Origin of the sequence: Streptomyces sp. NBC_01341 (assembly GCF_035946055.1) — a bacterium.
In the GTDB taxonomy this organism is placed as follows: domain Bacteria; phylum Actinomycetota; class Actinomycetes; order Streptomycetales; family Streptomycetaceae; genus Streptomyces.
In genome coordinates this window covers 184350-203464 of record NZ_CP108364.1, presented here as the reverse complement: position 1 = coordinate 203464, position 19115 = coordinate 184350, and the positions used below count along the sequence as shown (strand labels likewise).

The 19115-nt window shown below is 69.4% G+C and carries 11 protein-coding genes and 1 pseudogene; 4 read left to right on the top strand and 8 right to left on the bottom strand.

Features of this window, described 5'->3' with window-relative positions:
• Window positions 1-12: 12 nt before the first annotated feature.
• Window positions 13-1225, bottom strand: a pseudogene (locus OG206_RS00810) (ISAzo13 family transposase); the annotation flags it as partial.
• Window positions 1226-1702: 477 nt separating this feature from the next.
• On the opposite strand from OG206_RS00810, the gene OG206_RS00805 reads away from it, so the two are divergent.
• Together OG206_RS00805 and OG206_RS00800 are read left to right on the top strand one after the other, a co-directional pair.
• Complete coding sequence (locus OG206_RS00805) at window positions 1703-2158, top strand: hypothetical protein (RefSeq protein ID WP_327111100.1); 456 nt, start codon at window positions 1703-1705, stop codon at window positions 2156-2158.
• Between the two features lie 276 nt (window positions 2159-2434).
• A complete protein-coding gene (locus tag OG206_RS00800; RefSeq protein ID WP_327111098.1) occupies window positions 2435-3937 on the top strand; it encodes a metallophosphoesterase family protein in 1503 nt (500 codons plus the stop codon).
• A 279-nt stretch (window positions 3938-4216) separates the two neighbouring features.
• Here OG206_RS00800 and OG206_RS00795 read toward each other — a convergent pair whose 3' ends face one another.
• Entirely contained in the window at window positions 4217-4573 is a 357-nt protein-coding gene (locus OG206_RS00795) for a DUF5958 family protein (protein ID WP_327122143.1), read from the bottom strand.
• A gap of 60 nt (window positions 4574-4633) precedes the next feature.
• On the bottom strand, window positions 4634-4924 hold the full coding sequence (locus OG206_RS00790; RefSeq protein ID WP_327111096.1) for a hypothetical protein: 291 nt from the start codon (window positions 4922-4924) through the stop codon (window positions 4634-4636).
• A 449-nt stretch (window positions 4925-5373) separates the two neighbouring features.
• On the opposite strand from OG206_RS00790, the gene tap reads away from it, so the two are divergent.
• The gene (tap, locus tag OG206_RS00785) at window positions 5374-7497 is read left to right on the top strand and encodes a telomere-associated protein Tap (RefSeq protein ID WP_327111094.1); all 2124 of its coding nucleotides are present in this window, start codon (window positions 5374-5376) and stop codon (window positions 7495-7497) included.
• 4 nt (window positions 7498-7501) lie between these two features.
• Window positions 7502-8059 (top strand): telomere-protecting terminal protein Tpg, encoded by a 558-nt coding sequence (tpg, locus tag OG206_RS00780; RefSeq protein WP_327111092.1) that lies wholly within the window; start codon window positions 7502-7504, stop codon window positions 8057-8059.
• Window positions 8060-8168: 109 nt separating this feature from the next.
• Here tpg and OG206_RS00775 read toward each other — a convergent pair whose 3' ends face one another.
• From OG206_RS00775 to OG206_RS00755, 5 genes are all read right to left on the bottom strand, one after another.
• Window positions 8169-8528, bottom strand: a complete 360-nt coding sequence (locus tag OG206_RS00775; protein ID WP_327111090.1) for a hypothetical protein — start codon at window positions 8526-8528, stop codon at window positions 8169-8171.
• 556 nt (window positions 8529-9084) lie between these two features.
• Window positions 9085-10887, bottom strand: a complete 1803-nt coding sequence (locus tag OG206_RS00770; protein WP_327111088.1) for a carbamoyltransferase family protein — start codon at window positions 10885-10887, stop codon at window positions 9085-9087.
• Complete coding sequence (locus OG206_RS00765) at window positions 10884-11837, bottom strand: TauD/TfdA family dioxygenase (protein ID WP_327111086.1); 954 nt, start codon at window positions 11835-11837, stop codon at window positions 10884-10886. Before OG206_RS00765 ends, OG206_RS00770 begins: the two co-directional genes overlap by 4 nt.
• Window positions 11838-11914: 77 nt before the next feature.
• The gene (locus tag OG206_RS00760; protein ID WP_327111084.1) at window positions 11915-13297 is read right to left on the bottom strand and encodes a KamA family radical SAM protein; all 1383 of its coding nucleotides are present in this window, start codon (window positions 13295-13297) and stop codon (window positions 11915-11917) included.
• Complete coding sequence (locus tag OG206_RS00755; protein WP_327111082.1) at window positions 13294-19098, bottom strand: non-ribosomal peptide synthetase; 5805 nt, start codon at window positions 19096-19098, stop codon at window positions 13294-13296. Before OG206_RS00755 ends, OG206_RS00760 begins: the two co-directional genes overlap by 4 nt.
• Window positions 19099-19115: the final 17 nt, after the last annotated feature.

Below are 19115 nucleotides of genomic sequence, written 5' to 3'. Positions count from 1 at the left end.
TGTGTCGCAGTGTTGGGGGTGGAGCGTGTAGTTCCAGTCGCCGTGGAAGCGGTGCCGGTACATGGGCGGGGCGTCGATGTCTTTGTCGGTGACCTTGATGCCGGTCTCGTAGGTGCCCGGGTCGAGTTCGGCGTGGACTCTCAGCCCGGTGTGAGTGGTGGTGGCCTTGATGCTGTTCACGATGATGTCGTGGCTGTTCAGGGGCCTGCCTCGCCAGTTCATGGAGATGTGGGAGACCAGCCGGTGCTCGATCTTGTTTCACTTCGAGGTGCCCGGAGGCATGTGGCAGACCGTGATCTCCTGGCCGGTCTCGGCGGCCAGGGTGGCAAGTTCGGTCTTCCAGGCGCGGGTGCGGTATCCGTTGCAGCCGCCCGCGTCCGCGGTGATCAGCAGCCGGGTGGCCTGAGGGCAGTAGTCGTTACTGCCACGGACCTTCCACCAGTGAGGGATCGAAGCCACGGCGTACGCGTCCGTGTCGTGATCGGTGCCGACACTGACCCAGCCGGTGTTCGCGGCGACGTCGTAGATCCCGTAAGGGATGGCCTTGCCCGGTCCCTGCCGGTCCAGGAAGTCATGAGTCCTGACCTGGGTCGGCAGTCCTTTCGGACGCCACTCGCAGCCCTCATTCTTGTCCTGGCCGATCAGCTCCTTCTTCTTGGGTATCGACGCTGATCACCGGGTCGCCGACTCCCATATGCTCCTTGGCCCGGTCGTTGATGTAGCGGAACTGGGCATCTCGGTCGGGATGCTGAGCTCCCTCGACAGTCTTGGCGTTGGCCTGGAGGCTGAACCCCTCCTCCCTCAGCAGGTCGGCGACGGTATCCGCCGAGACACGGTGCCCCTGCCTGGTGAGCTCGTCGGCGAGTCTGCGGGTGGACTTCGTCGTCCATCGCAGCGGTGACATCGGATCCCCGCGCATTTCCGGCTCGACCAGGGCCAACAGCGCGGGCCGCAGTCCGGGATCTACCTCGGCCGCCCGCTTGCGCCCGCCACCAAGACGGCGAACCCGGCCCCGCGGTTCCGCCCCCGCCTCCAACTCGTCCACGCCTTTGCGGACGGTGGTCTCGCTGACCTCGGCCGCCTGAGCGACCGCCCGGATTCCGCCGTGTCCCAGGATCCTGGCCTCAGCCCCCATCAGCAGACGGCGCTGCCGCTCGTCCAGGTGTGGGAACAAAACCTGTAACTTCACCGCAAGTTGACCACGTGCCTCGCCAGATATGCGCATACCACACCAACGAGCCGAGCCGCGGGAAGCAACACTTTGATTCTCTGCGAGCCCTAAGAGACGCGAACAGGAAAGGGCTGCGGCCCGCATCGCTCAGAAGGCGGAAGGTTCGGAAGAGTTCAGGAAGAACAGCCTCTTCGGCTCCCTGCGCTGACCTCCAGAGTCGGCGGTATATCGCACCAACACGCCCCTCGTGTCGGAGATCCGGGAGGTAGCGCGTAACCAAACTTCCAACGAAACTGGGTGTCGCTCGACAGTTGGAGGGGCGCCCTGGCCGTAGAACGAGTTCGGAGTCTGCTGAGTTCATGTGGTTCTCCTCACTGGCGCTGAAGTTGACGTGCTGTCACTCCACAGACATTGTTGCCGTGTCAATCTTGCGGTTTCGTTACCCCCCTCTCGGGTGCGTCAAATGCAAAAGCATCGCTTGTGTGGGGATGCGGGACCGTGCTGAGTGTTTTAGTTACAGAGGGAATCAACGTGACGATCGCGGTTGGGAAGATGTTCGGTAAGGGACGGGTCGGTAAGATGCTCGGGGCGGGTGCTGCCGTGGCACTCTCGCTGGGCGCCCTCTCCACCGCCGCTGCCTCGCCCGCCTTGGCGGCCCCGGCGAGCGCTCAGGGGTGCACCGTGACCAACAGCTTGAACTCCGGAAATGTGCAGGCGAAGGTCGACAACTGTCCTGGATCAGGCGTGAGTTGGGGCTGGATTTACGTCGCCTCAGGCAAGCAGTACACGTCCGGAGACATGTATGTGAAGCTGGCTGACGGATCGACGGGGCACATCGGGACGACCGCCGGCGGGTCGGATTCCGCCAACTGGTCCTCCAAGATCGTGTCAGTAAACATGTGTGGTGAATACTGGGGAACGAAGTGGGAGTACGGCCAGCAGATTCCGTGGCTCTACTCAACCTGCTCGGGATACCAGAACATCTAACCGCGGGCGTCACCGTGGCTCCGCCCGGATGATGGGCGGGAACGCGGGGGTGCCTTCTGAGCATGACACCCCCCCCGGGAGCGTCCGAGGCCGCCGCAGCGGCACCGGTCTCGGACGCTCCCGGAACCGGCGCCGGCCAGGCCAGTGCGTGAAGCTTCCCCATGATCTTGGACATCGTTGGTTCTGCCGCGAGGTCATACCCGGCCGTCTGAGCCCCGCCGCGGGCCGCCGGCCCCTGCTCCGGGTGCACGGAAGACCGGTTGTTACCGTGCACCCGTGCCTCACTCCTCACGCGACACACCAGAAGGCGCCGGCTGGGGGAACTCCCAGCCCGGCACGTACAAAAGGCTGATGCCTGACCAAGTCGAGAAGCTCTCGTGGCTGAATCCGAGAACGCTGTGGCCCGCCCGCAACGGCGTCCTCGCCTCCTTGCTCGGGGACCCGACGGGCCGGACCCGTAGTCGCTGGGTGGAGCAGGCCGTGGCCGCGGGCGCGCCGACCGACGCGGTGGTCCGCCGCACGGACGCCGACCACTTCTCGTTCATGGTCATCGGTGACACCGGTGAAGGTGACGATCCCCAGTACGCCGTGGTGCCGGGCTTCCTGAAGGTAAGTCAGGGAACAGACTTCGCCGTGCTCGCCAGTGACGTGATCTACCCGGTGGGCGGCATCGACGACTACGGCACGAAGTTCTTCCGCCCCTACCGCGACTACCCGGCGCCCATCTACGCGATACCGGGCAACCATGACTGGTACGAGGGCCTGCAAGGCTTCATGCGGGTCTTCTGCGAGTCACCGCCGCTGGCGCCCGAGGCGCGGCCCCGCCCCCTGACACGGGCCTGGTTCCGCTCGCTGCTCTGGCACTCGCCGGGCAGGACCGACGAGCAACGTCTGGCCGAGGCAGAGGCGCTGCGCTCGGAGCCGTCCCAACAGGCCGTCCAGCCGGGCCCGTACTGGGCCATCGATGCCGGGCCGATACGGATCATAGGTGTCGACACGGGCCTGTTGGGCACCATCGACGCCGAACAGGGTCGCTGGCTCCGCGAAGTGTCGCGGGGTGAACGGCCCAAGATACTGGTGACCGGGTCCCCGCTGTATGTGGACGGCGAGCACCACCCGTGCACCATCGAGGGCGGCGGCACGGTGGATGCCATCGTGCGCGACCCGGAGCACCACTACGTCGCGGCGATCGGTGGCGACATCCACAACTACCAGCGGTATCCGGTACGGGTGGACGGCGGACGCACGATCCAGTACGTCGTCGCCGGTGGCGGCGGGGCGTTCATGCACGCCACGCACACGGTCCCGCGGGTCTCCGTATCCAACGTCACGGAGGACGAGTTCCGCTGCTATCCGCTGCGCGGCGACTCGCTGGCCTTCTACAGCAGGCTTTATGGGCGCCGGCTGCGGATGCCCCGCTTCTTCACGCTGACCGAGGCTGAGGCCACCGCGGTGATCGCGGAACGGCTCGGCGTCCCGCCGACCCGCGCGCAGGGGGAGCCCGTTCGCGTCACCCGGCGTATCCGCCTGGTAGCCAGTCTCCTTGGTGCCGGTCGCCGCCCCGACCGCAACACGCATGTCCGGCTGCCGGTGCGCAAGACCTACACGCAGCTATTCTCGCCGGGTTCGGCGACGTACAGCCCGCCGTTCTTCAAGTGCTTCCTGAGGCTGGACGTCACGCCTACCTCGGTCCGTCTGCGCTGTTACTCGGCGACCGGGACTCTCGACCACGAGATCGATCCTCCGGTTGAGGACGAGGTGACCATACCTCTGCCTTGACGCCGTGCGTGGCGCGGGTCCGGTCGCGGTAACAGGAGGGGGCCCACGCCCACACACCCAAGCGCCGCACCATCCACGGGGTGGTGCGGGGTGCCCGCGGCGCCCGGCCGATGGTGGGGTGCCGCCCGGAAGCCGTGGCTTCGCGGGGCCCGGACCGGATCTGAAGGTGGGCATGGTCACGCGGACGCCGCCAACCGCGAGCTGACACGAGCTCTGAACCAACGCGCGTGAACGGCTGCCGATCCGATCCGCAGACAACGCTCAACAGGGAACTGACTTTCAGGAGTGCGGCGCTGGGTTGTCAGGCGACGGGGACAGTCTGTGCCACCAGTGCCTGCAGCCGACGGAGCGGAAACGCTCGTGGCGCCGCGCGTCGGCAATCGCGAGCACCGCGATCAGTAGCCTGAACGCCTTCCGTCGTTCGTCGAGAGGCGCGAGACCGGCGATCTTTCCCGGCTGCTCGTCCATCCGGCCTCGTGAGATCAGCACTGCGGGTGTATGCGTCGGGCGCAGCCCGGCACGGCGGATGCTCTCCGGTTCGTCCTCGGTGACTGCGCGCGCCTGGACGCAGTGATGGCGCAGGAACAGCAGCACTTCGGACTGCTCTTCCTGGCCGAGGCCGTCGAACCATTCGATGCCCCTCTGACATCGGGCGTAGCCCCTGCGCGAGCTCGTTGAGCAGGACGTCGCGTTCGATCACGACTGGCTCCTGTGGGACAGATGCCGCTGCGCCGCGGTGATCAGGATGTCGAGGTAGGTCCGGGCAGCGCGTGACGGGAGGGGCAGATCTGGTTGAGCGCTCTCGGACAAACAGCGCACGAATCGCGCCCGCCTGTCGGGTGCGAGGCCGTAGCGCTCCCGTCCGTCCTTTGCGAAGGCCGGCATCGTGCGGAAACCGACGAGGTCGTGGCCCGGCACCCTCCGCTGCCAATTCTTCATGAGGGCGAAGGCCAGTGGCCTGCCCTGCTCCGCGTCGGCGAAGGCCAAGTCGAGGGACGGTCGGGACCCGCGCGGTTCCCTCGCTGTCACATCCGCCTCGCGTTGCCATGAGGAAATTCCGGAAGCCGTCGCCGGCCGGTGTTTCAGAGACGGGGCATGCGCCGCGCCAGGATGGCCAGGAGATCTCCGGCCGGATGAGCAGCCGGTCGGCAAGGCCGTCCTTCGGTTGGCCGGGCCCGCAGGTCATCTGATGTCGCCCACGTCACTGGCGAACCGCGAGCTCACCGCGTCGACCACCGGAACATCAGGTGCGGTCCAACTGCCGAACCGGCCGCCAACCGACCTTGATCTTCTCGACTGCGTTTTCCATGACGGCCATCATGCGCCGACCATCGACAGTGCCTCGCACCGGTACAGGTCAATGGATCTTCGATCGAGTTAAATAATATGGTTAAGGAGTAGGTGGGAAATTGCTAGTGTTCAGGGTGGAGGTAGTCATGGCATCCGAGGAAGAGCTGTTCGCGAACATCGACGCCCTGCTGGCGGAGGAACCACAGCTTCCGCCGCCGGCGGAGCGGGCCCGGCTGCGGGAGGCCGCGGGGATTACCCAGGCGCGTCTCGCGGTCGCGTTGAAGACCTCGACGCAGAGCATCAAGAACTGGGAGAACGGCCGCTCGGAGCCGAAGGAGCCGCGCCTGGGCGCCTATCAGCGCCTGCTGAAGGGCTGGGCCGCCAAGCACACTGCCCATCCCACCACCGCGCCTGCCCCGTTTGCTGCAGTCGAGCCGGAGCGAGCCGGGGAGACGTTCACCGGCCAGAGCGGCACCGCAACTGAACCAGCGGAACTGGCCGCATCCCCGGTGCCGGTCACTCATGTCCCGGCGGATGTTCCGGCCGCGCGTCCGGCGACGTCGTCCCGCCGTCCGGCGGCGAAGAAGGCCGCAGGGCCGGCTGTGGATCCGCGGTTTCCGCACGGGCCTCTCGCGGTGCTGGACGGCGACGGCTGCGCCTACGGGGCCGACGGGATCGTGCTGGACTGCCCCGCCACCATTGTGCCGGAGCTGGTGGAGTGGACGCTGCGTGAGTCCGGTCTGGGTGCCGCGAAGTTGAACCGGTACGGCAAGGACTCCGACCCGCTGATCGTGCTCACGGCGGCGGCCGCCGTGAGGCTCGGGCTGCCGGAGCGCCTGGAGGGCCACGAGCAGCGCCGCTCCCTGCGCCTGCCCGAGGACCACCCGGCCGTCCAGCAGGTGGTCAGGGCGAAGTGGCAGCTCACCCAGCGCGGATTCGGCCCCTGGGCCCGCATCTACCGCAAAGCCCAAGGGCGCGAGCGGCAGTGCGTGCAGCTGGCGATCCTGTCCTGGGACGCCCTCGATGAACGGTCCTGGCCCGGTGTCGCGGAGATGGCGCCGGCCGACATCGCCCGCGTCCTAGGCACCTACGCGCAGCGAGTCACCACGCCGCGCGGCTCGACCGCCGTCTCCGGCCTCGAGTTGATGACGGCGCTGCGCCCGCCGACCCGGGCGGTGCAGGATCCGCAGTCCGGGAATTGGGTGTCCGGCCACAACCCCGGCAGCCTTGGGACGCAGCCGGTGGATCCGGCGCCGCCGGAGGCCACCGCAGAGCACCCGGTCGTCGTGAACTCCGGCTGGGACGGGGGTTTCCTCAACGAGGAGGCCTACCAGTGGGTCCGGTCGGTGGACACACTGTCGGATGAGGAGTGCACGCTGCCGTTCGCGGTCGGCCTGGACCTGAACACCGCGTTCCTCGCGGCCGCGGCCCGTCTGGTCGTCGGCCTGTCCGCCCCCGACCACTTCCACCATCCGACGTTCAGCCCGAAAATTCCCGGCTCCTGGCTCGTCGACCTCTCCCACATCGACCTGGACCCGCGCCTGCCGTCCCCGTTCACCCCGGACGGCACCCGCCCCACAGGACCGGCCTGGTACCAGACGCACACCGTCGCCTACGCCCAGGAGCTCGGCCACAACGTCACCCCGATCGAGGCCTACCTGCGCCGCGAGACCGGCGCCTACCTGGACCCCTGGCACGACCGGCTGCGCACCGCGTACGTCGACACCCTCGCCGACCTAGGTGTCACCAAGGACCTGTCGGACGCCGAGTTCCTTGCCGCGATGGAGCGGCACAGGCAGGCCGATGCGGCGCTGGCCGCCGTCCTGTCCGCGATCAAGGCCACGGTCAAGGGCGGTGTCGGCAAGCTCCGTGAGCGCCCGCAAGGCAAGCACTACGAGCAGGGTGAGCGGTGGCCGGCTCTCGAGCGCCCGACCTGGCGCCCGGACATCCGGGCCGCGATCATCTCCAAGGCGCGGGTCAATATGCACCGCAAGCTCAACAACATGGTCAAGCTGACCGGCCTGTACCCGCTGGCGGTCCTGTCGGACTGTGTCGTCTATCCGAGCCCCGGCGACAGCCCCCTGGACTTCTTGCCGTACGCGACGTCCGGGAAGCCGCAGCCGGGCGGGTTCCGCCTCGGCCCGACGCCGGGTCTGGCGAAACTGGAGGGCGTGCAGTCGATGCTGTGGGCGGTCGACCTGATGGAGAAGGGCCTCAACCCGGCCCGCCACATCAAGGGCGGCGACGCCGTCCTGGACGAAGGAGAGTAGACCCGTGGGGGAGATCGACGACGCGATCGAACGCGCCGACCGCGAGGCGTTCACCAAGGACCCGCCCAAGACCCTCAAAGGGCAGATCGGCTACCTCCTCAAGCAACTCGGCAGCGCCAAAGCCGTCGCACAGGAGATCGGGGTCACCGCCGACAGCGTGAACAGGTACCGGCGCGGCGCCCGCAAGCACGCCCGCGCCGACGTCGCCGAGAAAATCGACGACGCCGTGCGCACACGCTGGCAACCCCAGGTCCGCAAACGCCGGCAGAAGCAGGCCGCCAGCACCCGCGGCATCACGGTGGAGACCCGCGCCCGCTTCGGATACTCCGCAGCGATCGGCACGACCGACGACGGACGCTTCCGACGCCTCACCGTGCACCTCCCCCCGGCCTACGCACAACGTCTCTTCGACGCCCGCGACACCGGGGCCAGCGACCAGCAGATGCGCACAATCATCGCCGAAGGATTCAAGGACATCTACTTCCAGGACGGCGGAAACCGCGCCCTAGGTATTTCGGACGTCGCCATCAACGACATTGACTATCTGGATCTGGACTACTGATTGCGCCGTCGCTGGTTACGCCAGGAGGCCGTGGTAACCGAGTGCTTAGCCTGGCGGCTGTGATGAACTGAAGCACTCACAGATGCAGATGCTTGTTCTCGGGCGGGCTTCAAGGCAGGCGCATCTCGTCATGGCGCGCCTGGATGCGCGCGATCACGCGCTCCCGTCCCAGCTTCTTGGCCTGGCGGAGCTTGGCTTCGGCAACAAGCATGGGAGCCCAGAACAACCAGCCCCACAGGCTGAAGTCCAGCACTCCACTCCACACCAGTGCCTTGTTCAGGCCGAACGATGCCACAAACGTCAGCACATACGCTTCGACCCGGTGCGCCAGAAGCAGGCGCAGTGGTGCGTTCCGGGCCCCCCGTAGCAGTTCAACCGCCGCAACAAGTTCCGCGGCCCGAAGGTCTTCACCTGTGTCCTCGCTGGACTCGCCACGGGCGGCTCGCCGCAGTGCGTCGGTCACCAACACGCTCTGCTCCGCTATAGCTGCCTGCTGAGCTTGCCCCGTCTACCGCGGCATGTGCCTGTCCGAGCCAACGGAAGAGAACCGGATCCGGTCCGCACTCCTTGAGCCCCGCCTCTGCCTCAGCTCTCACGGCCTCGTAGCCGCCCACTGCGAAGAGCTCCGAGCATCTCTCCACGTACTGTTGCCGCTCCACGTTCCCACCCCCAGTCGTCCGAGCAAACTTCTTCTGATGCACTCAGCGCCACACTCAGTCACCGCGTGATCACGAACGCCGGTCAATTGTTACCCAGCAGTTGAAGCCGCTTCTCGACGCCTCCTGGCGGGACAACAGAGCAGGCACGTACGTGGAGACCTGCCCCGGCTCCGCTCATCACGAAGGCTGAGCCAGAACCACGACCCGGGAACAGAGCTTGTCGTCACTGCGACCGCGGGGGCGCGCGGTCCCTCCGCCGGCGACAGTCTCGGGTCCGCAGCGCGAGAGCCCGGGGCCATGACCCGATGGGCCCAGCCCCGGGTTGAAGTACCGGAGTCCCCCTCTGCAGGGGAGTGTCCGCCTCTGTCAGAGCAGGGTGTAGACGCTGTCGCTCACCCGGCTCCTGCGCGGTGGCCGAGTCCCCTTGAACCAGGCCACCCAGGCGTGCGGGAGCGCGTGGCGGTCCAGAACGAAGTCGTCCAGGACCAGACAGTCGATGTCCGACCTCAGAAAGCAGAGCAGCGCGTCGACGGGGGTGTGGACGATCGGTTCTCCCCGCAGGTTGAACGAGGTGTTGAGGAGCAGCGGGCAGCCCGTTCGGTCGGCGAACGTCCTGACGAGGCGGTAGAAGCGCCCGTTCGTCCTCTCGGTGACCGTCTGGACGCGCGCGGACTTGTCCACGTGGGTGATGGCCGGCAGCGGCAGCGGAGACACGACCTCGCAGGTCTCCAGCATGAACGGCGACTCGTGGTCGAGCCGGAAGTGCTCGTGAGCGTGCTCGGCCAGTACGGCGGGCGCGAACGGCCGGAACGCCTCGCGCATCTTGACCGAGGCGTTGATCCGGTCCCGCGTGCCGTCGCCCCGAGGGTCGGCCAGGATCGACCGTCCGCCGAGCGAGCGGGGTCCGAACTCCTCCCGGCCGTGGTACCAGCCGATGACCTTGCCATCGGCCAGCCGTCCCGCGACGGCGTCGAGCAGACCCGCCTCGTCCCCGCGGAAGTCCGCGAAGGACTGGCCGGCGTACGCGCCGAGCAGCAGGGCGATGTCGTCGGAGTCCGTGCCGGAGCCGAGGAGCGCCGAAGTCATCCGGTCCTGTCGTGGCCGCTCCCCGGTGAGACGCTGGTGGGCCACAGCCGCGCAGCCGAGGCTGCCGCCCGCGTCACCTGCGGCCGGCTGCACGAACACCCTGGCGAAGGGCCCTTCTTCGACGATGCGGCGCACGGCGACGACGTTGAGAGCCACACCTCCGGCCATGCACAGGTTCTCGCTGCCCGACATGCGGTGGGCCTTGTCGACCAGACGCAGCAGGGTCTCCTCCGTCACCACCTGGATGCTGCGTGCGAGGTCGTGGTGGACCTTCTCGATCTCCGACTCCGGCACCCGCGGCGGCACGCCGATCAGGGACGTGAAGCGCTCACCGAGCATGCCGTCCGGGTCGGTGAAGTCGAAGTAGTCCAGGTCGAGCCGGAACGACCCGTCCTCGGTGACATGGATCAGGCGGGCGATCTCGTCCCGGAACCGGGGCTCGCCGTAGGGGGCCAGTCCCATCACCTTGTACTCGCCCTCGTTCACCTCGAATCCGAGGTATCCGGTGACCGCGCTGTAGAGGAGGCCGAGGGAGTGGGGGAACTCGACCTGCTCGGTCAGTTCGAGCGACGCGCCCCTGCCCACCCCCCAACTGGTGGTGGTCCACTCGCCGACGGCGTCGACCGTCAGCACGGCGCTGTCGTCGAAGCCGGAGAAGTAGTAGGCGCTCGCGGCGTGCGAGAGGTGGTGCTCGACGAACTCGACCCGGCCCTCCCAGCCGAGCCTGTCGCGGATCTCCCGCAGCGGCCGGCCGGCGTCCAGGCGGTAGAGAGCGCCGTCGCTGCTGTCCGGGAAAGCCGGCAGCCCGGTCCACAGCTGGCGGTGGAGCTTCTTCGCCGGATCCTCGTAGTAGGCCACGCAGTCCACGTCGGTGATGCGGAGACCCGCCTGGTCCAGGCAGTCGCGCACGGCGTCGAGCGGCAGGTCGGGGTCCTGCTTGCGCCGGGTGTAGCGCTCCTCGTGGGAGGCGGCCACGAGCCGGCCGTCCACCAGCAGCGCTGCCGCCGAGTCGTGGAAGTGGGCCGAGATCCCGAGGATCACAGGTCCGGAGGGCGCCGGGGGAGGCGTGTTCTTCTGTGTCATCGTGGGTCTCCCTGTCGGGCGCTGTGCGGCTCTGCCATCGCGACCGCTATCTTCCGGTCGCCGGTGAATGGCTCCCGGCCATGTCCGGACAGCATGTTGTCCACCACGAGGATGTCGTCGCGCTGCCAGTCGAAGCGGACCCGGCAGTCCGCGTAGCGGCTGCGCAGGTGGTCCATCACGTCGTCGGGTATGCGTCCGCCGTCGCCGTAGTACGTGTTCGTGGGGAGGCCGTCCTCGCCGAAGAGGGCGAGCAGGCCCTCCTGGACATCCTCCGGGAGCGTGGTCACGTGGAAGAAGGTGATGTGGTTGAACCACACCTCCTCGCCGGTGCGCGGATGGCGGTGCAGCGCGTCCCGCACCGCACGGGTGCGCAGCCCGTCCCCGCCGGTCCACTCGGGGACCAGCCCGTGCTTCTTGCCGTAGGCCTCCACCTCGGCCCGGCTGTCGGTTCCGAACACCTTGGGCCACGGGACACCGAAGTTCGGGTGGTAGTTGCGCACCAGACTCCAGCGCCGGCGCGCGAACTCCTCCCGCACGGCGGAGTCGATCGACGCGTACAGCCGCCGGGTGTCGGCCAGCGGGGTCGCTCCCAGCGTCCGCGGCGACCGCAGGCAGTAGAAGTACAGCGTCATCGGCCAAGTGTCCTGATAGGAGCACTCGTTGTGGAGGAATATCTCCTCCTCGGCCGGGTGGTCGGTGGACGTGTACACATTGCCCTGGATCGAGGTGCGCGGTGAGGACGCCTCGGTGTAGGTGAGCGTCTTTCCGGACAGCGCGTTGACGGTGGACTGCAGTCCGTCGACGCCGTCGACATCGAAGCCCCGGAAGAGGAGCGCTCCATGGGTGTCGAGCGCCGCACGGAGCTCTTCACGGTCGTGCTCGATGAGGTCTACGAGGTCGGTGGTGGAACCTGCTTCCACCACGAGCGGCAGTACGGCCGGCTCGGACATGCGGTCTCCTGACGTATCGGTGTTGCGGCGGGCAGGGGATCGGACGGGGCGGTGGGGGAGATCCGGGGTGGGTGGCGTCACCCCGGCGTGCCCCCGGTCCGTCCCACGACCCGTTCGTCCGGTCGGTCCCCGGGTCCTCCGGACCGGCCCCCGGCCGTCTGGTCCAGGAAGGGCGCGTCCGATGGGGACAGCGGCCGCAGGTCCGTCACCCACGTCGCCTGCGGGTCGAACCGCGCGAAGAACGGCCGTCCGACCACCTCGGGGTCCCTGGCCTGCAGGTAGCGCAGCGCGAGCGCGGACTGTCCCGCGATCTCCGTCACCCCGTCGACGACGACCTTGCCGCGGGTGGCGGACATGGACGGACCGCGCACCGTGCGGGCCAGCCCCGTCACCGAAGACAGCGCCTCGCGGTAGATGTGCCAGGCGCGGACGAGCGGGACCTCGAAGTACTGGCGCGGGCCGGTGTCACGCTCCACGAACATGTAGTAAGGCACGGCGTCGAGGGCGACCGCGCGCGTCCACATCTCCCGCCAGACGCCGGGGTCGTCGTTGATCGACCTGACCAGGGGCGCCTGGGTGCGGATCACGGCGCCCGTCGACCGGATCCGCTCGACCGCGCGCCGCACGGGCTCGGGATGAAGCTCGCGGGGATGCGTCACGTGGGCCATCACCGCGAGGTGCCGGCCGGAGGCGCGGACCTCCTCGAACAGGCGCAGGAGGTCGTCGGCGTCCTCGTCGTCGGTGAAGCGGTAAGGCCAGTAGGTCAGGGCCTTGGTGCCGATCCGGATGTTCCTGATGTGCTCCATCCCAGGGGCGAGGAAGGGCTCCAGTGCACGCCGCAGGTTGTCCGTACGCATGATCAACGGGTCGCCGCCGGTGACCAGGATGTCGGTGATCTCCGTGTGGTGCCTCAGATAGGCGGCGAGCGCGTCCGCGTCGTCCTTCTCCGCGGCCATCTTCAGCTCGGGAACCCCGACGAACTGCGCCCAGCGGAAGCAGTAGGTGCAGTACGCGTGGCAGGTCTGGCCCTGACGCGGGAAATAGAGCAGCGTCTCCTCGTACTTGTGCTGCACGCCCGAGAGCCGCTGCCCCTGCCAGACGGGGACGTTCTGGTCCGTCTGGCCCGCCGGGTGCGCGTTCAGCCCCGCGCGGACCGCCCGCACGGCGGGTGCGATACGGGTGGGACCCGCTTCCTCGCGCAGCAGGTCCGTCACGGTCTTCAGCTCGTCGGCGGCCAGCATGTCGGGCTGCGGGAAGACCAGCCGGAAGAGCGGGTCGTCGTGCACGTCGTCCCAGTCGATGAGTTCGTCGACGACGTACTGGTTGGTCCGGAACGGCAGGACCGCGGCCACGGCGCGTATCTGGAGCTTCGTCTCGGCGTCCGCCCCGCACCGGTCCAGCAGCGCGTCCAGATCGCGTGCCGAGTACGCCCGGAAGCGGGGCGCCGTCATGCCGCTCATCCACGTCCCTCGTCCCGGCCGGTGGTGCCCGGCTCGACCGCGCGGGCGATCTCCCGGGCCGTGACGGCGGCATGGGGCCGTTGCACCAGGGTGAAGTGATCGGCGCCGGGCACGGCCCGGGTCTCCACCGGCGTGCCCAGTGCCTCCTCCCATCCGAGGGCGGGGGACATCCCCTCCGGCCGGGACTGGTCACCGGCGAGCACCAGCGTGAGCCGGGTGTCCTTGAGGCGGGTGCGCCGCATCCGGTAGTCCACGAGCGCGGTGGCGTTGGCATCGAACACCGTGAACCTGCGGAGCAGCGACTCCTGTTCCTCACCGGCGGGCGGTCGCACGCCACTGAGCAGAGTGGTGTCGGCACGCTCGCCGGTCATCCGCTCCAAGTCGTCGGCGAAGGATGCCACCCGGTCGCCTTCGGGATCGGCGAAGTGCTCGAAGGCCTTCGAACCCGGCGCGTAGCTGTCCAGCAGGACCACTGAGGCGGTGCGCACGCCTTCGAAGGACAGCTGGCGTGCCATCTCGTACGCGATGGCGCCGCCCATGGACCAGCCGGCGAAGTGGTAGGGCCCCTCCGGCTGCGTCCTGCGCACCTCGTGGAGATAAGCGGCCGCCATCTCCTGGACGGACGTGAACGCGGTGCCGCCGTCCAGGCCGGGCGAACGGACCCCGATCACCGTGAACTCCACGGGCAGTGCCGCCGCCATATCCCGGAAGCACAGCACATCACCGCCGATCGGGTGCACGAGGAACAGCAGCGGGCCACCCGCCGTGCCCTGACGCAGGGGCAGAAGCACGTCGCTCGCCTGATCGTCGGACTCCTCGAGCAGTTCGCGCACCGACGCGGCCAACCGGTCGACACGCGGCCCCTCGAGGAGCTTGCGCAGCGACATCGACAAGCCCGTCTTCTTGCGGATGCGGGTCAGGAGGATGGTGGCGAGCAGCGAGTGCCCGCCGACTGCGAAGAAGTCGTCGGTGACGCCGAAGTCCCCGTGGCCGAGGAGCTCGGACCACATGGACCAGATCAGGGCCTCGTTGTCGTCCCGGGGCCGGACATGCTCCTGCGCGGCTGGGGACGACGCGCTCCCGAGCGAGGAGCGGTCCAGCTTGCCGTTGGGCAGCAGGGCGAACCGGTCGACGAAGAGGAAAAGAGAGGGGACGACGGCCAGCGGCAGCCGCTCGCGCGCGTGCCGGCGGAGTTCCTCCGTCGTCAGGACGGAGCCGGGCGCGCGCACCACGTAGGCGACGAGTGAGCCGTCGGCCTCCTTGTCCGCTTCCACGTGGACCTGGCGCACCTGCGGATGGCTCGTCAGCTCGGCCGCGACCTCAGCGGGGTGCACCCGGACGCCGCGTACCTTGAGCAGGTCGTCGCTGCGCCCCTCGACCTGGATCTCGCCGGAGGCACCGACCACGGCGATATCGCCCGTGTGGTAGACGAGGTCGGCCGGGTCGTCCGACAGGGGATTGGGGCGGAAGTGCGAACCCGCCCGCGCGTCGTCGAGGTAGCCCAGGGTCCGGTACGGCGTCCGGATGACGATCTCGCCGCGTTCGCCGGGACCGCGGACGGTTCCGTCGACGCCGAGGACGACCGCCTGGGCGCCGGGCAGCGGTCTGCCGACGGGCACGGGGCCCGTGTCCTGCTCGGACGTCACCCGGTGGAACATTTTGATCATGGTCGTCTCGGTCGGCCCGTAGAAGTTGACGACCTCGGTGTGCGGGCCCAGCAGCCCCTCCCGGAGGTCTTGCACGAGGCGGCCGGTGAGGGGCTCACCCGCGAGGCAGAGCAGCCGCAGATCGGTCAGGCGCGCGGTGCCCCGGTCGGAGCCCTCCAGCCACGACGCCGCGACGCTCGGTGTCGTGTGGACGATGGTGACGCGTTCGCGCGCCAGCCAGTCCACCGTGCGCGCCGCGTCGTCCAGGGCACCTGCCGGTGGCAGGCACAGCGTGGCCCCCTGGGTGAGCGGCACGAAGACGTCGCGCAGCATCGCGTCGAAGGACAGGGTGGTCAGTTGCGCAACCCGGTCCCCGCCGTGCACGCCGAACTCCTCCGCCTCCCAGTCGATGAAGTGGTCGAGGCCGCGGTGCGATCCGACGACGCCCTTCGCCTCGCCGGTCGTGCCCGAGGTGAAGAAGACGTACGCAGGCTCCAGGGGCCGGGCGGGGACGGCACCGAGTACTTCGTGCGCGCCCTCGGCGAGTTCCTCGAAGGACAGGCGTCGGACGGTCGCGTCGCCGGGGCCGTCCGTCGCGGTCGACGGCTCGGTGAGCAGGACGTGCTGGACACCGGCCTTGGCCATCATGGCTGCGCGCCGGGGCGCGGGCAGACCGTCGTCCAGCAGTACGACGGTGGTGCCGACGCCGACCGCGGCGAGCAGGGCGGCCACGGTCGCGGGGGACTTCCCGCCCAGCACACCGACGCGCCGGCCCGGGCGGAGCTCCCGCGCAGCTCCCGCCACCGCGGCGGCGAGCCGGGAGTAGGTCACCTCGCCCTCCGCACACGACACGGCGACCGCGTCCGGGGTGGCCGAGGCCTGGCGACGGAAACGCTCGGCGACCGGCACCAGGTCCCGCGCGGGAAGCGGCTCGGCGAACGGGTGGCTGCTGCGGCGGGCGTCCGACAACGGACTCGCCGGCTGCTCGGCGGCGAAGCGGAGCAGCCGCGTGAACCGTTCGCCGAGCGCGGCGGCGAACTCGGCCTGCACCGTGTCGGCGTCGTACTCGAAGTCCAGGAGGGTGCCCGCCGGCCCGGGGCGCACCACCACGGTGAGGTCGAACTTGGCCGTGGGGGCGGCGCCGGAGCCGTCGGCGGCGTCGGCGACGACGTCGACGGGACGCAGGACAGCGGCCTCGCGCGGCAGTTCCTCGCGCGGCGGCATCCGCAGCATCACGGAGAACAGAGGGCTGCGGTCCCCGTCACGGGCAGCGGCGACGGCCTCCACGACCCGCGCGAAGGAGACGTCCTGGTGCCCGGACGCCTCGACGAGCGTCGCCCTGACCCGCCCGAGTGCTTCCTCGAACGTGGGGTCGCCCGCCATGTCGAAGCTGTAGGCGTGCGTCCGTACGAAGAACCCGATGAGTTCCTCGAACTCCTCCCGGCCCCGGCCCACACTGTCGCTGCCGATGACGACCCGGTCCTGCGCGGCCGCCCGGGACATGACATACGCGAGGACGGTCATCATGGCCATGTACTCGGTGGCCCCGGCCTTCGCGCACAGTTCGGCCACGCGGTTCGTCACGTCCGGGGCGACCTCGACACGCAGCACCCGGGCCCGGTGCGGCCGTCCGAGGGGTACGGGGCGCCCCCACGGCACGCCCGCGTCGGGGCTGTCGGCGAGCATGTCGCACCAGTAGGCCAGGTCGGCCTCCGCGCGCTCGCCCTCCTTCCGGCCCGCACGCCACGCCGCGTAGTCGCCGAACTGGAACCGGGGCCCGCCGTGGTCCAGATGCGTGTGGCGGTCGACGCCGGAGAGCAACTCGTCGGCCTGCTGTGCGAGGAGGCTCCAGGACACGCCGTCACAGCACAGGTGATGGACGGTCAGGCCGACGAGAAGTTCGTCGCCGCCGACCCGGACCGTCCGTACCCGTACCAGCGGGCCGTCGACCAGATCGAAGGCGACGGCGGCAGCCTCGGACAGCGACGTGAGGCCCGACGGCCGGTCGGTCACGGCCGTGAGTGCCGCGAAGTCGAGGGCGGCCTCGCCCACGGACTGGACAGGGCGCCCGTCGACCTCATGGAAGCGCAGCCGCAGAGCCTCATGGCGGGCGCACACGGTGATGAAAGCCGCGCGGACGGCCTCCTCGCCGATGCCCGCGGGCAGCTGGAACACGCCCGCCATGTTGTAGGAGGAGCTGCGGGGATCGAGCTGCTGGAGGAACCACAGGCCCTCCTGCTCGGGGGAGAGCGGCTGGTCGCCGTCGCGGGGGACCGGCAGCGGGACCGGCTCCTCCTCAGCCGGGCCACCCGCTCGCAGCGCACCGTCCACTGCCTCGGCGAGCGTGGCGATCGTCGCCGACCGGAACAGCGTCGGCAGATTCAGGTCGACCTCGAAGGTCCGGCGGATCCGGGCAAGGAGCCTCGCCAGCATCAGCGAGTGGCCACCGAGGTCGAAGAAGTGGGCGTGCCGGGAGGTTATCTCCTTCTTGAACAGCTCCGACCACAGCTCGGCGACGCGCCGCTCCGTCCCGGTCCACTGCCCTTCGTCCACCGCTCCGTCCGCATGCTCCGCCCCGGCGACGGAGTCGGGGTCGGGCAGCGCGGACCGGTCGAGCTTGCCGTGGCCGGTGAGCGGCAGCCGCTCCAGGAGCACCACATGAGCCGGGACCAACGCGTTGGAGCCGGTGGCGGCCACGTGCCGGCGTACGGCCGAGGCGTCCACGGCGGCCCGCCGGCCCGGCACGACGTACGCGACGAGCATCGGTCCGTCGTCCCCGGCGCGGGCGACGACAGCCGCGTCCTCGACCTCCGGCATGCGCGTGATCAGCGCGGCGACCTCCGCGGGGTGGACGCGGACGCCGAGAATCTTGATCTGGTCGTCCACCCGGCCGTGGATCTCCAGGTCGCCCTGCGGACCGAGGCGGCCCAGGTCGCCCGTCCTCTGCACCAGATCCGTGGGGTCGTCGGGATTGAGCGGGTTCACCTCGAAGAGCGGTGCCTCTCCCTCCGCCGGACGCCAGGCGCCCCGGGTGAGGTGTGGGGTGCGGATCAGAACCTCACCCGGCTCTCCGACGCCACACCGCCGGCCCCGCTTGCTGACGACGAGGAGTTCGGCGTCGTCGATTGCCTTGCCGACGGGCAGGATGACCGCAGGGACCTCGTCGTCAGGTACCGGGTACCAGGACTTGAGGATGGTTGCCTCGGTCGTCCCGTAGAGGTTCACGAACCGTGCCCCCGCGTTGCCCGTGGCCTGACGCCAGCGGTTCACGAGACCACCCTGCAGCGGCTCGCCGGAGAGACATATCAGCCGCAGTGCCGGAAAGCCCGCCCCCGCGGGCAGTTCGGCCAGCAGGGACGAGAGCACGCTCGGCACCGTCTGCAGGACGGTCACCTCGTCCTCGCGCAGCCATGCGAGCACCTGCGCCAGGTCCACGAAGGGCCGGTCGGTCGGCGGGAGGCACACGGTGGCACCCGCGATGAGCGCCGGGAACAGGTCCTTGAAGACGGCGTCGAAGGTCAGCGCGGCCATCTGGGCGACGCGGTCGCCCGCGCCCATGGCCAGGGCTTCCTGCTCCCAGACACAGAAATGCGCGAGCGCCCCGTGCCATCCCAGAACCCCACGGGGCTCACCCGTGGTGCCGGAGGTGAAGCACACATACGCGTCGGCACCGGCGGCCACGGCGGGAAGTCCGATCTCCCCTGCCGCCGCTTGCTCCAGTTCGGCGAGCCGCACCACCGGGGCGGCACCGGCCGCCGGGTCCCACGTCTGCTCGGTGGTGTCGACGAGCAGCGACGGGCGCGCCCGCTTGATCACGTCGTGCACCCGTGCGTCCGGCTGGCTGACGTCGATCATCGTCAGGACGGCACCCGCCCGCAGGACCGCGAGCATCGCCACGACCGTCTCGGGGGACCGGCCCCCGCGGACGGCCACGACGTCCCCCGAGGCCACCCCCCGCGCCCTCAACGCCCGGGCCGTCCGGGAGAACCGCGCCGCGAGTTCCGCGTACGTGTACGACCGCGACCCCCGCACCAGCGCGACGGCGTGCGGGGACCGGGAAGCCGCTGCCTCGACGAGGGCGGGGACGGTGCCGGTCCCGGACAGGTGCCTCGACGGGCTCGCGGACGCGGCACGGTGGTCGTCGGCGTGCGTCATCTCAGTGTCAGTCCAAT

Bases quoted from the DNA above. Each gene is read 5' to 3' on its own strand.
- OG206_RS00770 (WP_327111088.1), bottom strand. From the start codon at position 10,887: ATGACACAGAAGAACACGCCTCCCCCGGCGCCCTCCGGACCTGTGATC.
- tap (WP_327111094.1), top strand. From the start codon at position 5,374: ATGGCATCCGAGGAAGAGCTGTTCGCGAACATCGACGCCCTGCTGGCG.
- OG206_RS00765 (WP_327111086.1), bottom strand. From the start codon at position 11,837: ATGTCCGAGCCGGCCGTACTGCCGCTCGTGGTGGAAGCAGGTTCCACC.
- OG206_RS00760 (WP_327111084.1), bottom strand. From the start codon at position 13,297: ATGAGCGGCATGACGGCGCCCCGCTTCCGGGCGTACTCGGCACGCGAT.
- OG206_RS00755 (WP_327111082.1), bottom strand. From the start codon at position 19,098: ATGACGCACGCCGACGACCACCGTGCCGCGTCCGCGAGCCCGTCGAGG.